The sequence below is a fragment of the Escherichia sp. KCJ4928 genome, assembly GCF_004352695.1.
Taxonomy (GTDB): Bacteria; Pseudomonadota; Gammaproteobacteria; order Enterobacterales; family Enterobacteriaceae; genus ECMA0423.
In genome coordinates this window covers 1-14,964 of the sequence record NZ_SJWV01000096.1, presented here as the reverse complement: position 1 = coordinate 14,964, position 14,964 = coordinate 1, and the positions used below count along the sequence as shown (strand labels likewise).

Genomic DNA, 14,964 nt, shown 5'->3' with positions numbered 1-14,964 from the left:
TTTTATGTGTGTGAGTTTATTTCGCGTAGATAAATAGTTATCTACACAACGTCAATAAGGGCATATTCTTCAAATATAACGTCCATTTCTGGTGAATAGCTTCCTTCTGCCTGGAAAAAACGACGGTGTTCATTACGCCAATATTCAAGACTGAGGTCACCTTCACCTTCCTTACGGGCAAGCTCCACGGTGACATCAGAAAAGCGCAGTAAATGCAGGCCAATCACTCTGATAACACATACAGGCTCACCACGGCTATTTTCTACAATCTTATACTCACCAATCATCGGAAATGTGTTGTCTTCAATACATCCCGCCAGCGAACCACAGGAAGCTGTTTTAACACCAGTCGCAATCAACGTTGCGAGGTGATCGGCCAACGCTGCTGAATCGCCAAAAGTACAAAAGGAAGCATGGGGATATTTTTGTGAGAATTTTTCTTTTATGGTCATGGCAATATTTTTGCGATTACGGAAAAACAAATCACATCTTAATTACTGTTGGTAACCATCAGCAAGAGTATCATTGGTTTTTCGATACTGAATCTTTTTTATCCGAAGCAGGTCACATTTATGGCCTGATAAATACCTTTGTTAAAACTCACTTTTGTGTATTTCTCTCAAATAATCCCCTGGAAATTATGCCGCGAGATTATAAAGTTCAGGATCATTCATTAGCAAACCATTCCCGCCCCACTCCCTGGGGCTTAAATCTCTTACAATTCACCGTTGCAGGCGTTTCAAATGCGCATCAACCTGCCACACTCCCCCACACCAGTTGCCCTTTATGGAACGTTGCGGTTCTCGGCGAGATACGCGCCACCGCCTCGGCGGAACAGGAGGCGTCCACCAGCACAAAGCTGGCATCATCCTGCGCTTTTGGCCATACACGCTCGCCTTTTTCATTCAGCGGCAATACATCGCCAGTGGCTAGAAACAGCGAACGGGAGAGGTTCTGTTCGTTAGGACGAATATAGAGCTGCGCGTAGAGATTGGCTTTTTCCAGCATGTCGCCCAGACCATAAGGCGACCAGTGGTCGATAACGCTGTCAGTGCCAGTCATCACTTTTACGCCTTTGTCGTGCAACTGTTTGAGCGGCATATGCAGCGTGCCAATCGGCACCGTCGAGGCGATAGAAATTTGCTGCGCCGCCATCCGATTCGCCAGCGCATCGACCTGTTGTTCGTTGAGCGTAGCCAGCGCAAAGGCGTGGCTGATGGTCAGCTTACCTTTCAGTTGCGGCGTTTTCTCTACCGTTTCAACCATATAATTGATGGCTGCCACGCCCGACGGAGTGGTTTCGTGCAGGTGAATATCGACACCTTTGTCGTAGTCCAGCGCAATCTGAAACATGGTGTCGAGGGATTTTTCCATCGCGCCATCGACACTGGTCGGGTCCAGCCCGCCGACGTAATGCGCACCCGCCTGCATCGCTTCGCGCATTAAGGGTTCCGATTTCGACAGCAGCAAACCGTGCTGCGGGAAGGCGACGATTTCACACTCGAAGCCCGCCTGACGCCGCGCCAGCACCGCCTGCAAATTTTGCAGATTTTTTAGGCCGGAAACCGGTTCGATATTGCAGTGGCTGCGGGCAATGGTGGTGCCTTTCGACTGCAATAGATCGATCAGTTTTTCCGCCCGCTCCTGCGTATACGGTTGTAACTCCGGCAGCATTTTCTGCTCGAGTTTGATCATGTCCTGGATAGTGGTGCCTGCCGGACGATTGAGCGAGCGCCACGGCCCGCCGTAGAAGGTTTTGTCGAGATGAATATGCATGTCGCGAGTGGTGGGTAGCATCAACTTACCGCCAGCGTCATAGTGCGGCAGCGTGGCGTCCGGATGCTGCTTGTTCTCGCGCAGGGCGACAATTTTGCCGTCCTGAATCTCCACGGTCTGGCGCGCCGTGCGGGTCTGCACCGCCACACCGTTTTCGTAGTCAAAACCGGTTTCCAGCAGCACGTTATCGAGATAGTAATGCGGGTCAGTGATTTTCATGGTGTTGTTCGCTTCGCAGTTTAGGGTGCCAGCTACCGCCGCATGGGCGAGCGGCACAGAGGTACCAAACAGCGCGGCGGCGGTGACCATCTTACCGCTCTGGCTCAGAAATTCACGGCGGCTATTGCTTTCTTTCATCCTACGTCCTTACGTTTTAATAATATGGGTGCCCGTTTCACCGCGCAGCGCCGCAGGCAGGCATTCCGGCGTGGTGATAATCACTTCTTTGCCGCCCTGCTCCAGGAACGTCAGGCTGGCGATGATTTTTGGCAACATGCTGCCGGGCGGAAAATGCCCTTCCTGCATATAGCGAGTCATGGTGGCAATATCCACCCGATCCAGCGCCTGCTGCTGCGGTTTACCAAAGTGGATACAGACTTTTTCGACGCCGGTGGTGATCACCAGAATGTCGGCGTGAATTTCACGGGCCAGCAGCGCGGTAGAGAGATCTTTGTCAATAACCGCGTCCACGCTTTGGTAATCCCCCGCTTCAGTACGCACTACCGGAATTCCACCGCCGCCCGCGCCAATTACGACAAAACCTTGTTGGATCAGCGCCTTAATGGCGGGTGCTTCGACAATACGTTTCGGTTCCGGCGAGGCGACCACGCGGCGATAGCCCCGTCCGGCATCTTCAACAAAACACCAGTCAGGGTTTGCCTTTTGTAGTTTGTCACGCTGGCTTTCACTGAAGAATGCACCAATGGGCTTGGTGGGATGGGCAAAACCTGGATCGTTTTTATCCACTTCCACCTGAGTTACCACGGTGACGGCTTTTTTCTCGCCGTGACGCGCCAGCCGGTTATTCAGCGCCTGTTGGATCAGATAGCCGATGCCGCCCTGCGTATCTGCCACACAGTTCGCCAGCGGCGTTAAGGGCAGCCCTTCGCGCTCGTGGGCAATCTCCGCACGGCGTAAATCCAGCCCGACCTGCGGCCCGTTACCGTGGGTCAGCACAATGTCGTAATCGGAAGCCAGCATTTCCAGCACCGTATCGGCCACGGCTTTCACCGCCTCCGCCTGATGCTCAATCGACTGGCTGGCGTTATCTTTGATAATGCTGTTGCCACCAATGGCAACGACCACAAGCTCTTTCATGTTGTTATGTCCGCTACAGAGGGTGATTAGGTTATGACCAACGCCAGACTGCCTGATGCGCTACGCTTATCAGGCCTACAATTCTCGGGCCATCCGTAGGCCGGATAAGGCGTTCACACCGCATCCGGCATTAACATGTAAGTCAGACGCCGTAACGTTCGCACCAGCCGAGAATGGCTTTCTCGAAGCAGGCGAATGGTGGATGCACAATGCCCGCGCCAATCATGCCGACGCCCGCATCTTTATGGGCGATGGCGGTGTTGATCACCGGCAGAATGCCGCTGCTACCCACGCGGGTGATGTCGATTGCCGACGGCACGCCCATAAAACCGAGCAGCGGAATGGTGACGTTGGGGTTTTCGCCAAGGGTGATTTCGCGCATCTGACGGGAGAAATCGATAGCCTCTTCCACCGTGCCGCCCACCAGTGCGACGATTGCAGGCGCGGTCGCCATGGCAAACCCGCCAATACCGTAGGTTTCTGTGATGGCGCTGTCGCCGATATCCAGCCCCGAATCTTCCGGCTTATAACCAGCAAACATCGGGCCGATGACCTGCTGCGCTGGGCCGGTAAACCACTGCCCCGGCAGGCCGCTGACCCGCAGGCCGAACTCGACGCCGTTACGCGCCATGGTGGTGACCACGGTGCTGTATTCGATGCCGTGCGCCGCATCCATCGCCGCTTTACACATCGCCATCCACGTCGGGCCGGAGAAGTAGTCGCTGCTGGCGACAAACTCGAACACTTCGCGCTGTTGCTCGACGGAATAGCCTGCCTGAATGATCCCCGGCGTCAGTGCCTGAATCAGCAGCGTCGTCCCGGCGTTATTGCGGTTATGGCACTCATCGCCCATATGCAGCGCCTGCGCCAGCATTAAGCGCAGATCGATCTCACCGATAATTTTCATCGCGTCGCGCAGCATTGGCCCCTGCACATCGCGCATCCAGTTGAGGCGGTCGATCACGCTCTGATCGTTGGCACCCATACGCAAAATCTTCGCCATCTGCTCGCTCATATTGGTATAAGCGATGTTGCCGTAGGTTTTGTTTTTCACGATGTGCATAAACATCGAGGCCGAGGTAACGCCCGCCATCGATCCCACGCAGTCGTGTTCGTGGCACGGCGAGAAGGTGATCTCCCCGGAGGCCGCCAGTTCAGTCGCCTCATCGAGATCTTTCGCCAGCCCTTCGAACACCAACGCCCCGGTGACCGCGCCTTTCATCGCGCCGCACATTTTTTCCCAGGTGATCGGCGGCCCGGCGTGAAGAATGGTTTTCGGCGTCATGCCCGGCACCACGTTAATCGCCTGATCAAAACCAATCAGCACCGGATGCGACTGGATAATGCGCTCCAGCGCCTGCTGGTTAGCGGCGGCGATTTTGTCTGCCAGCGGCGAATCGGCAATGTTATCCAGCGCCTGCACCACCTGCATATTGCCCTGCCCCGGCGGCGTCCAGTCGAGTTGAGTCACTTCTACATGCTGCTTTTTCAGGTCATCGCTAAACATGGCGATACCGACGTTAATAACGTTCAACGGTTGGCTAAACAGTGACTGGCTCATCAGGCTTCCTCCCCTTTGCAGATAAATTCACGCGCCAGCAATCCGGTATTGGTGCTGCTGCTCGCCAGAATCACTCCGGCATCAAGCAGCATCTGGCTTTGTTGTTCTAATGATGGCGTATCGAGATCGGTGCCCAGCACATAGGCGAGAATGATCAACTCGCGTCCTTCGGCGGCGGCGATCGCTTTCGCTTCTTTGATCGCCTCGATGGTGGAGCCGACCGGATCTTCATGCGATCCAAATCCGAGCACAAAATCCATCACGATCACCGCCACTTCTGGATCGCGCGCTTCTTCGATCAAGCGACTGATGCGGTTGGTGGGGTCAATCATTGGATGCGGCTTGCCGTTGGTGAAGTCGTCATCGCCAAAGTCGAGGAAGGTGTGTTTGATGCTGCGGTTGATATCTTGCAGGCGGAATTCAGGATCGGGCTGAATGTTGCTGTAGACATCGCCATGTTTTTCCATCACCGCGAACATGGTTTCGTCGCACAGCGTGCCGCCGCAGAACAGGCCACGAATGTATTTCTGCTGCGGTTGCAGACGCGCACGCACATCAGCAATCAACGGCTGGTTAAGCGTATGCAGGTCGAGATTTTCCTGTTTCACGCCGGAGAGCATCACCGCTTTTAGCGCCGCCTCTTTGCTGCCGCGGGCAAACTGTAGCCCCTGCTCATCCACCGGCGTTTCAACGCGACCGAGGAAGCAGACCACCACCGGCTTGCGGCAGGCACGTGCGCGTTCCAGCACTTTGCGGGCCACCGCAGGCGCGGGAGGTTTTGAAATCAGTGCGATAATTTCAGTTTGCGGATCGTTTTCCAGCATCCCGATGGCGTCGAGCATCATCAGGCCGCCGATTTTCTCGCTCAGGTCGCGCCCGCCGGTGCCAATCAGTTGTGAAACACCGCCACCAAATTCATGAATGCGGACGCTCAGCTCCTGGCTGCCGGTGCCGGATGCGCCAACAATACCGATATTGCCGCGACGCACGGCGTTACCAAAACAGAGCGCCGCGCCGTTAATAATCGCCGTGCCGCAGTCCGGCCCCATCATCAGCAGCCCTTTTTCGTGGGCCAACTGCTTGAGCGCCAGTTCATCTTCAACTGAGACGTTATCGGAAAACAGCATCACGTTAAGGTCGTTTTGCAGCGCCTGACGCGCTTCGCGAGCGGCAAACAGACCGTTAACCGAAATCACCGCCAGGTTACTTTCCGGGATATGCTTTTTGGCGCTGGCAATAGTGGCGTAACGCGCCTCGTGCGAGCCGCTTTGCGCTTTGCTGTTGAACAGTTCTTCAATCTCCACCAGCAACTGTTCGTTGTCCGCGCCCGCTTTGCCGTTGATGACAATCATCAGGTCGCCGTTTTTCGCCTGTTCCAGCTCCGGCGTCAGCAGTCCTAAATTTTTCAGTACACCTTTGTTCATTTCGGTCGCCATCGCCACAAATGCCTGCTCGACGCCGTCGAGTTTATTTGCACGCGTGGAGATAGACATCAGCGAGACAGAATCAAAATAGGTATTCGGTTTAATGACTATTTTAACTGACATAATTCCCTCCGTAGGTTTGGCTCAGCGCACAACCATCGGCCATGCCATACAGCATGTCGCAGCCGGAACTGGAGCCAATATGTTTAATTTTTTCTATTGCCTGAGTTGCGTTCCCAGGGATGTCATAAATAATGTTGTGAATAAAACGATGAATATTTTCCCGGCAACGTTGTTGTAATGCGGCTTCCAGCGTTATAGCACTTAATAATGTGGTGTTATTTCTGCCGCGCTGCATACCGAGATAAAATTCCTCTTTGTATTTTTCCGACGGATGCCCGGGAATAAATAAAATAAGCGCCAGACCTGTTAAATAATCGTCGGCTGATGGCGTAAGGCCAATCCCTAACCCAATCATACTGGCGACCGCTGCGGCGATATTTTGTTTTTCGTTTACTGCCTGAATAACTGCCCGTCGTTTAATATGTAGTTCTTTATTTAACGCCTGATAAAACGGATTATCGCCGCGATAATTAAACAGGGTTTCATTTTCCCCCAGGTGCTGATGAATAATGTCGTGCCACTGTAGCCAGGCGATAAGGTGAAAATTCACAGCGGTCATTTGCAAGGTTGGGGACAGCCAACGCCGACAACGACTCATCTCTATATGAAGATGTTGACCAACCGTAATACCTTGATCGTCAAACTGAACCTTATCACCATGCCGGAACAGATCATCAAAGTGAGTGAGTGCCAACCGACAACTGTTTGGCGCATTGTCGTACTCTTCACAAAGCAGCGTCAGCAACTGCTGGCGAGCCGGGAGTGCGATATTTACCGCTCTGGCAAAGACCTGTTCAACCTGTCCTTGCCCCCGCTGCGCCAGAAAATCCGCATCCGCAGTTAGCGCCCACACACACCGTCTTTCTGGTGTGTTGATAGCAAGCCTCCCGGTTTATGCACCTGCGGCAATCAGTAACTGCGCAATCTCTTCAAAGCCCCGTTCCCTCGCCAGTTCCAGTGGCGTTTTGCCATATTTATCGGTCAGATGCGGGCTGGCACCGTGTTCCAGCAATAACTGCACAATCGCCTGCTGTTTAATACCACCATCATTAAGCACAATCGCTTCCAGTAGCGGCGTCCAGCCTACATGGTTGGTCTGGTTAACGTTAATCTCCGTATGCGCCAAAAGCTCTTTTACAATACTTAAATGGCCTTTTTCACAGGCAGGCGTCAGGCCGACACCGCCAAAACGGGTTACGCAATTAAGATCGGGTTTAGCCGGTAAAATAATTCGTAGTAGCGTTAAATCATCGTTCAGACAGCTAATTAAAAAAGGATTTAAACAGGTATGATCTTGCTTATTAATATCCGCTCCGGCATCAATTAATGCCTGAACGCAAGCATATTGCTGATATAAACTTGCCAGCGTAATTGCCGTTTTCCCCTGACGATCGCAGGTATTAATATCGACACCCAGCGCAAGGCAGGTTTTTACTTTATCGATATCACCCTGTTGTGCAGCCAATAAATAGTCGGCAGGTAGATTTTTTATACTCATTCACATTCCCCTGGTTTTTGTGGCTGTTTTCGATGAATTGAGAATAGCAACGATAATCTGATAAAAGAACCCGCTTAAATTTAATTCGCTGTATTTCGCCTTTTTGTTGAATGATGTTCAACAATCTTTTCGCAGTGTGCGGTAGTGCAATATTTGTTTCTTTGACCCGATACCCTTTCACTCAATCAGGTTTTATTTCTCTATAGTCTGCACATGTAAGAGTAGCTTTCGTCCATGTCTAACCAGAGGGGAACAAGATGAACGGACTCACGGCAACGGGTGTCACCGTCGGTATTTGTGCAGGGCTTTGGCAGTTAGTGTCTTCACATGTCGGGCTCTCTCAGGGATGGGAATTATTAGGAACCATTGGCTTCGTCGCCTTTTGCAGTTTTTATGCCGCAGGCGGCGGTAAATCGGGGTTTATCAGAAGTCTGGCGGTTAATTATTCCGGGATGGTGTGGGCATTTTTCGCCGCGCTGGCTGCCGGTTGGCTGGCCTCTGTAAGTGGACTGTCCGCGTTCTGGGCGAGCGTAATTACTACCGTACCCTTCTCGGCGGTAGTGGTCTGGCAAGGGCGTTTCTGGTTACTGTCCTTTATTCCCGGTGGCTTTCTCGGCATGACGCTGTTTTTTGCCAGCGGGATGAACTGGACGGTGACGTTACTGGGTTTTCTGGCGGGTAACTGCGTGGGGATAATTTCAGAATATGGTGGACAAAAATTAAGCGAAGCGACGACTAAACGCGACGGTTATTAAAAGTTATTCAAAAATGATTATCTATCTTTAACCGATACCTCTACAGTCATAGCTGGAGAAATTCATAGTAGATAATGGCGAGAATGGTTTAATGAACTCAATTTTTACCGAAGAGAATCTGTTGGCATTTACTACCGCTGCGCGTTTTGGCAGCTTCAGTAAAGCCGCAGAAGAGTTGGGTTTAACCACTTCCGCCATTAGCTACACCATCAAGCGTATGGAGACGGGGCTGGATGTGGTGCTGTTCACTCGCAGTACCCGCAGCATTGAGTTAACGGAGTCCGGGCGTTATTTTTTCCGCAAAGCTACCGACCTGCTGAATGATTTTCACGCCATCAAACGCAGTATCGATACTATTTCGCAGGGCATAGAAGCACGTGTGCGCATTTGTATTAATCAGCTGCTTTATACGCCCAAACACACCGCACGCTTGTTACAGGTGCTGAAAAAGCAGTTTCCTACCTGCCAGATTACCGTCACCACCGAAGTGTATAACGGCGTCTGGGATGCGATTATTAATAATCAGGCCAATATCGCCATCGGCGCACCCGATACACTACTGGACGGCGGCGGTATTGATTACACTGAAATTGGCGCGATTCGCTGGGCTTTTGCTATCGCCCCGGATCACCCGTTAGCCTTTGTGCCGGAACCCATCGCCGAAAGCCAACTGCGTCTCTACCCTAATATTATGGTGGAGGACACCGCGCATACGATTAATAAAAAAGTGGGCTGGTTGCTGCACGGGCAGGAGTCAATTCTGGTGCCAGATTTCAACACCAAATGTCAGTGCCAGATTTTAGGTGAAGGAATTGGTTTTTTGCCGGATTACATGGTCCGTGAGGCGATGACGCAATCCCTGCTGGTTACCCGACAAATCCATAATCCGCGCCAGGATTCGCGCATGTTACTGGCGACTCAGCATTCTGCTACGGGTCAGGTGACGCAGTGGATTAAAAAACAATTTGCGCCAAATGGCATATTAACGGGGATCTATCAGGATTTACTGCATCGGGAGAATTAATCGCTGCCAACCTCCCGATGCGCTGTGAATAGCGGTTTACATCAACCACCTGCTTTCATTACCCATTCAGAGATAAATTTATTACCCGGTACTGGCGGAGAGTACAAATAGCCCTGCAAAAAGTGAACGCCTTTACCGATCATTAAATCCGCCTGCTCCTGGGTTTCTACCCCTTCCGCCACGATACTCAGACCAGGCTTACGCGCTAGTTCGACAATATTGTCCACAATATGACCGGAGATTTCGTCGACACTCGCCATTTGCACAAATGACTTATCGATCTTAATAAAATCGACCGGGAACGCCTGCAAGTAACGATAGGTCGCATAACCCGTACCAAAGTCATCCAGCGCAAAGGTAATGTTGTGCTGATGAAGGCTGTCAAATATCGCTCTGGCTTCTGGCGTTACCGGAATAGGGTTACGTTCCGTTAGCTCGAGAACCAGCTTGATTTTATCGTTACCTAATTTCTTAACCAGGTTCAGACACTCTTTTTCAAATCCCGCTGCCAAAAAACAACCCGCCGAGACGTTGATGCCAATATGGAAATTGTCCGGCAGCAAATGTTTTACCGGCATCAGAATATCCGCAGTCTGTTTCATCAGTTGGCGGGTCATTATGACAATAAGACCGGATGACTCCGCCAGAGGAATAAACTGATCCGGTGGGATAATTCCCGTTTGTGGATGTTCCCAGCGGACAAGTACCTCACAGCCCGTCAGTACCCCAGTCTGCGCGCAGAAAACCGGTTGGATCCACGGTTTGAATTCGTGGTTTTCCAACGCCAGACTGATGGCTTCAGGCGTGACGATATGGTGACAACGGTTATCAGGGATATAAAAATTATTTTTATTTCCCGTGCCACTGATGACTTGCGGATGATATTGAAAAAAGATATCCCGCCAGAAGGTAATATCACTCTGGATGCCTAGTTTTTCATACAGCTGCTTCTTTTGATGTGAAATTGTCTTTGCACTGCGATTTCTGTACTGTGAGATTTCTGTAACCGACATTCCCTCCATTAGCAGCTTGAGTAAAAGCCGTTCTTTTTCGGACACGATACCAGGCAACGTCAAATTCACCGTTGCCCCGAACTCTTCCAAAAAAACACTCAAATCATGCGAAGCCATTGAACACACCTTGATTAAATCTTGTGCGCCAGCTAAATCTGCGAGTCTTCACTCTGACTGATAAAGCTGGCTGCAAGAAAATGACACAGAGAGCCGAATTATCTCCCGTTCGGCTCTCTCTCCTTTTACTCATTATTCAGATCAGAATTGCCACTTAATGCCAACCATTGCAGAGGTGTCATTATATCCCCTATCGGCAACCTGAACGCCCACATTCCCCCAGACATTCAGGTTGGCATTTAGCTGTCCTTCCACCCCGGTTTTTATCTCAGCAATATTTCGGGCTCCATCCTGAGTGACGGACACGCCATCCATACTGGTGCTGAAATCCTTACTGTTATGCAGCCAGTTCACTTCTACAAACGGCTGGAACTCGCGGGATTTACCGTCATCCATTTTATGGTGGCTCTTCAGCCAGGTTTTTACGCCAAGTCGGGTTTGAACATTGCCATCACCGTTGCTATGAACGAGGGTTCCGTTGCTTTCGCGGTGCTTATCGGCTTTGACTCCCATCCAGGTAACCTGTGCTTGCGGCTGAACATACCATTCATTACGCGTTCCCTGGCTGCCATTAAATTCAGCTAATTTGTGTTTGTATCCAGCTTCCAGTGAAGCGGTAAATCCTTTTGATTTATAGGATTCACTTTGTAAGTCATCCCCTTTCACTGTGTTATCAAACCAGCTGTACTGCGCCCAACTGTCGAGATACGCGCCATTACGCGACTCGTCATCGGCATACCAGGTGGCATAGAGGCCGGTGCTATATCCGTTCACACTCGCTTTTGCACGATAACCGGTTCGCGAGGAAATGGTTTTGCTGTCGCTGTTGCCATATCCCGCCATGACCCCAACATGCCAGCTGTCGCTGCCGTTTTGGCTCCACTGCGCGACATCGCCTCCCAGTTGCAGAACATAGCGATTGCTTTGGGTTTTCAGCTGGCCGCTGCCATCACGCCATTTATTATGACCACCTTCATGGCGCATCCACATAGTGGTTTGTTTCTGCTCACCCGTCACCATGTCGGTATAGTACGTATTACCCAGACGCTCATGCAGACGCGTGGTGAACATTGTATTCGCTGCTGCAAGGTTCGCAATGTAGCTACCCGCCTCCGGTCGCAGGTCATTATCCACATTCAGATCCGGACCCGGCGTAGGTGTCGGGTTAGGGTTCGGCTCTGGATTCGGGTTTGGCTCCGGATTCGGCATCGGGTCTGGCTCCGGCTGCAGTTCAGGAGAATCACTGCCGCTGGTCAGATACCAGTTACCACTATTTGCCCCTTGTCCACGCGCGAGAGTGTAGTCATACGCCCCCGCAACGATACGACCAGCCTGAACAAATTCGCCCTCAGACTTACCGTCTACATGGATAAGTTCGATACCGTTAAGGGTTTTCGCACCTGTACCGCCAGCGTTATTCACCGTAACGGCAGTCGTGCCGCTAGTATCGCCCTCGACAACCAATTTATCGGTTACTGAGTCATCGCCATTCAGTACCGTATTCATTACTAGTTGACCGTTATTACCGTGGTAGTTCCCCTTCACCACTAACACATTGCCAGCTTGCTGTCCTGACATTCCGGTCATCAGCGTACCGTTGTTGGTCAGATTGCCGCCCAGGGTGTAATTCACAGACGCAGCCGCTCTTTTTTCAGTGCTATTATTCAACGCCAGGGTACCGTTGTTCTCAACGTTTGCGCTACCCAATCCCTGCGCATGACTTACCAGGACATTAGCCGAATTAGCAATGTTCACATTCGCCGTCAGGTTGCTGTTATCGCCCGCGATGTCCAGCGTGCCGCCCTGAATATTCAGCTCTCCGCTCCCCGTTAACGAACCGGTTGAAGTGCCCCCGTTGGTAACCGTCAGACTGCCGCCATTTAAGCTCAGCAGTGAATCGGCGCTGCCATTGAGCGTGCCCACGGTCTGGCTGTGACCATTCATATCCAGTTCAGTCTCTGCCGCCAGACGCAGTTCATGGGTATTACCCAACACGTTATCGTTATTCAACAAAAGCGTCCCACTGCGCAGATCGGTAACACCGGTATAGTCGTTGTCTTTGTTAGAAAGCGATACGGTCTGACCCTTCTGGCTGCTGAATGCCAGGTCACCACTGCCGGTAATCTTTGCGCTGAGATCGGCGGCATTCTCGCTTTTACCGTTAGAGCTCAGCACCAGAGCATCGCTGTCGGTAGCGTGTAAATCAAGCTGGGTCAGGCCGTAACCGATATACAGACCGTCATTGTTTACCCCACTCGTCAGACGATAGTCGTAAGTGCCGACGGCCGCTTTTTGCCCATTCTGCTGAATATCACGTTGGGCGCTGCTGGAGAGGATTTGCCCATTTTTATCCTGCAATTGCAGATTGCCCGCATCGCCCAGAACTTCCGCACCTTGCGCATCAACCAGCTTAATGGCGCTGTTACCATCATCGACTTCAGTGAGCGATAACGCAGAGTCAATATCACGAGATACTGAGCGGACAACGTCACTGTCAGAAACCTGAATCACACCCTCGCCGCGCAAATCCAGCGTTTTACTAACGTTGACCGTCCCTTCTGTCATCTGTGCACCTGCTGTCAGGGCACCAAAATCAACGGTTCCGCCGGAGAATCCCAAAGTGCTAATGGAGTGAGCGCCCTTACCCACTGTTACCTGGCTTCCCTGACCCGCAGTGATCCCGCCTCTCTGCAGAAACTCAGCATTCTTTTCCAGGTTAAATGTCGTGTTCTGGAACGCCAGTGAACCCTGGAACCAGTCTGTATAAGCAAACTCATCGAAGGAGAATTCGTGATTCCCCATGTTTATTTCAACAATACCTCTACCTTGAAGATCGTTATCAAATACCCAATCTTTATTGGCATTGATTTGCAGTTTGCCATCAACATCCAGGTCCGCACGGCCGATGTTCTTGTCTTCAGAAATAACCGCGACAGCACCAGAAGCGACATCAATATATCCGCTGAATGCATAGTTATTGCCGGTCAGTGCCACTGTCCCACTGTCGATACTTATTGTACCATTGCCGGAAATCTTATTGGCAAAGGTCATGCTATCGTCAGCCTTCAGGTGTAATTTCCCGCGGTTGTTGATCTCTGCTGTACCTATATTTTGGGTGATCCCTAAAGCGCCATTTTGCTCAATTTTGACTTTACCACTAAAGGCAGAGTTATCACCGGTTAAGTAAGTCGTGCCATTGAGCGCATTGATATAGCCCAGGCCCTCGCTGCCACTGACAATATCCGCGGAAATAGTCGCGTTTTTATCCGTGTGGTTTAAGGTGATTTTCTTATCGGATGTCTTTGCCCACACAAACTCAATTTTTTCGGCATCAATAATCCCTGCAGCCTTCGCAGCACTTCCTTCCTGTGCACCTAACGCTAACTCAGAGTTGGTGCTTAAACTAATTTTCGGTGCGGATATTTTACCTCCATCTGATACGACTAATGTTGTATCAGAACGTTGGTCGTAATAACCCAGGCTAATATGTTCACGAGCATTAACTTCACCACCGTTATTAACCGACAGGAACTGATTACCGCCATATCCGCCGTAAACGCCCATAAAGAAGGTCCCTGCATTTACCTGACTACCTTCGCCGCTTACATTCCCCTGCGTATAAGTCAGACGACTGGTGCCCTTAACATGAATTTTGCCGCCATTGGAGACATTAAAATAGCCTTGATCATGTCTCATGCCTGAGTTTGACTCATACAAATCATCAGCATATAACTCGCTGCCAGCATTGGAGACATTCAGGAACCCCGTACCTTTCAGCAAAAAGTTAAGCGGGCCATTGATTGTTACCTTTCCTCCGGTAATATCCAACCCACCACCAGAAGCGAGAGTCAGACGCGGACGGGAAGTATCTGTCGTATTGATTACCAGATTGGCATTGTCAGTCACCGTAATACGGTAATCGATGCTCTGGTTCTCTTTGCCAAAATCAATAGTTTTATCCTGGTTTACGATGACATCATCGGCGAATACCAGAGATGAATATAAACTTATCGCGCTAATTAAAACAGCCCGGGACTTTTTTCCTTTTACTCTGCTCCCCAGCTCAGAGCAGACGCTCCAACAGTTACGGGACCTGTTCCACTTTAGCCGATATATTTTATTCATCACAATCTCCAGCAATACATCCAAATAAAACCAAGATTGCATAAACAGCAACGCATTAAATGCCATTCTGATTACTGTTCATCGCATATAAAAATTCAAAAATTTTGCATAGCATTGGCAACCACATATCTGAGTATGTAGTTCAGAGGGTAATAAAATAGCAAGTTATTACTTAAAACTTATTTTAAGTTAACACTCTTAACTTTATCATTACATTCCTCCCAGGCTCTA

General features: G+C 50.7%; 11 protein-coding genes. 2 read left to right on the top strand and 9 right to left on the bottom strand.

Going from position 1 to position 14,964, the window contains the following annotated elements; all coding sequences use genetic code 11:
- Nucleotides 1-41 precede the first annotated feature (41 nt).
- The 7 genes from E0D98_RS14585 to E0D98_RS14555 form a co-directional block, all read right to left on the bottom strand.
- A complete protein-coding gene (locus E0D98_RS14585) occupies nt 42-452 on the bottom strand; it encodes an ASCH domain-containing protein (protein WP_131890726.1) in 411 nt (136 codons plus the stop codon).
- Between the two features lie 298 nt (nt 453-750).
- Nucleotides 751-2,133, bottom strand: coding sequence for an amidohydrolase family protein (locus tag E0D98_RS14580; protein ID WP_000665131.1), 1,383 nt, complete (start codon nt 2,131-2,133; stop codon nt 751-753).
- Between the two features lie 9 nt (nt 2,134-2,142).
- The gene (locus E0D98_RS14575) at nt 2,143-3,093 is read right to left on the bottom strand and encodes a carbamate kinase family protein (protein ID WP_000661649.1); all 951 of its coding nucleotides are present in this window, start codon (nt 3,091-3,093) and stop codon (nt 2,143-2,145) included.
- 142 nt (nt 3,094-3,235) lie between these two features.
- On the bottom strand, nt 3,236-4,654 hold the full coding sequence (locus E0D98_RS14570) for a DUF1116 domain-containing protein (protein ID WP_000083455.1): 1,419 nt from the start codon (nt 4,652-4,654) through the stop codon (nt 3,236-3,238).
- Entirely contained in the window at nt 4,654-6,201 is a 1,548-nt protein-coding gene (fdrA, locus tag E0D98_RS14565) for an acyl-CoA synthetase FdrA (RefSeq protein ID WP_000111784.1), read from the bottom strand. Before fdrA ends, E0D98_RS14570 begins: the two co-directional genes overlap by 1 nt.
- Entirely contained in the window at nt 6,191-7,054 is an 864-nt protein-coding gene (locus E0D98_RS14560) for a DUF2877 domain-containing protein (protein WP_001296901.1), read from the bottom strand. The genes fdrA and E0D98_RS14560 overlap by 11 nt, the downstream gene beginning before the upstream one ends.
- A gap of 39 nt (nt 7,055-7,093) precedes the next feature.
- Complete coding sequence (locus E0D98_RS14555; protein WP_000023635.1) at nt 7,094-7,699, bottom strand: ankyrin repeat domain-containing protein; 606 nt, start codon at nt 7,697-7,699, stop codon at nt 7,094-7,096.
- Nucleotides 7,700-7,956: 257 nt separating this feature from the next.
- Between E0D98_RS14555 and E0D98_RS14550 the strand changes: the two genes are divergently transcribed.
- Both E0D98_RS14550 and E0D98_RS14545 read left to right on the top strand, forming a co-directional pair.
- Entirely contained in the window at nt 7,957-8,454 is a 498-nt protein-coding gene (locus tag E0D98_RS14550) for a DUF1097 domain-containing protein (protein WP_001013880.1), read from the top strand.
- Nucleotides 8,455-8,545: 91 nt separating this feature from the next.
- Nucleotides 8,546-9,478 (top strand): LysR substrate-binding domain-containing protein, encoded by a 933-nt coding sequence (locus E0D98_RS14545; protein WP_001084392.1) that lies wholly within the window; start codon nt 8,546-8,548, stop codon nt 9,476-9,478.
- Between the two features lie 41 nt (nt 9,479-9,519).
- On the opposite strand, the gene E0D98_RS14540 is transcribed toward E0D98_RS14545, so the two are convergent.
- On the bottom strand, nt 9,520-10,608 hold the full coding sequence (locus tag E0D98_RS14540; RefSeq protein ID WP_000146391.1) for an EAL domain-containing protein: 1,089 nt from the start codon (nt 10,606-10,608) through the stop codon (nt 9,520-9,522).
- Between the two features lie 141 nt (nt 10,609-10,749).
- Nucleotides 10,750-14,733 (bottom strand): autotransporter adhesin EhaA, encoded by a 3,984-nt coding sequence (gene ehaA, locus E0D98_RS14535; protein WP_072095365.1) that lies wholly within the window; start codon nt 14,731-14,733, stop codon nt 10,750-10,752.
- Nucleotides 14,734-14,964: the final 231 nt, after the last annotated feature.

Bases quoted from the DNA above. Each gene is read 5' to 3' on its own strand.
- E0D98_RS14585 (WP_131890726.1), bottom strand. From the start codon at position 452: ATGACCATAAAAGAAAAATTCTCACAAAAATATCCCCATGCTTCCTTT.
- E0D98_RS14580 (WP_000665131.1), bottom strand. From the start codon at position 2,133: ATGAAAGAAAGCAATAGCCGCCGTGAATTTCTGAGCCAGAGCGGTAAG.
- E0D98_RS14575 (WP_000661649.1), bottom strand. From the start codon at position 3,093: ATGAAAGAGCTTGTGGTCGTTGCCATTGGTGGCAACAGCATTATCAAA.
- E0D98_RS14570 (WP_000083455.1), bottom strand. From the start codon at position 4,654: ATGAGCCAGTCACTGTTTAGCCAACCGTTGAACGTTATTAACGTCGGT.
- fdrA (WP_000111784.1), bottom strand. From the start codon at position 6,201: ATGTCAGTTAAAATAGTCATTAAACCGAATACCTATTTTGATTCTGTC.
- E0D98_RS14555 (WP_000023635.1), bottom strand. From the start codon at position 7,699: ATGAGTATAAAAAATCTACCTGCCGACTATTTATTGGCTGCACAACAG.
- E0D98_RS14550 (WP_001013880.1), top strand. From the start codon at position 7,957: ATGAACGGACTCACGGCAACGGGTGTCACCGTCGGTATTTGTGCAGGG.
- E0D98_RS14545 (WP_001084392.1), top strand. From the start codon at position 8,546: ATGAACTCAATTTTTACCGAAGAGAATCTGTTGGCATTTACTACCGCT.
- E0D98_RS14540 (WP_000146391.1), bottom strand. From the start codon at position 10,608: ATGGCTTCGCATGATTTGAGTGTTTTTTTGGAAGAGTTCGGGGCAACG.
- ehaA (WP_072095365.1), bottom strand. From the start codon at position 14,733: ATGAATAAAATATATCGGCTAAAGTGGAACAGGTCCCGTAACTGTTGG.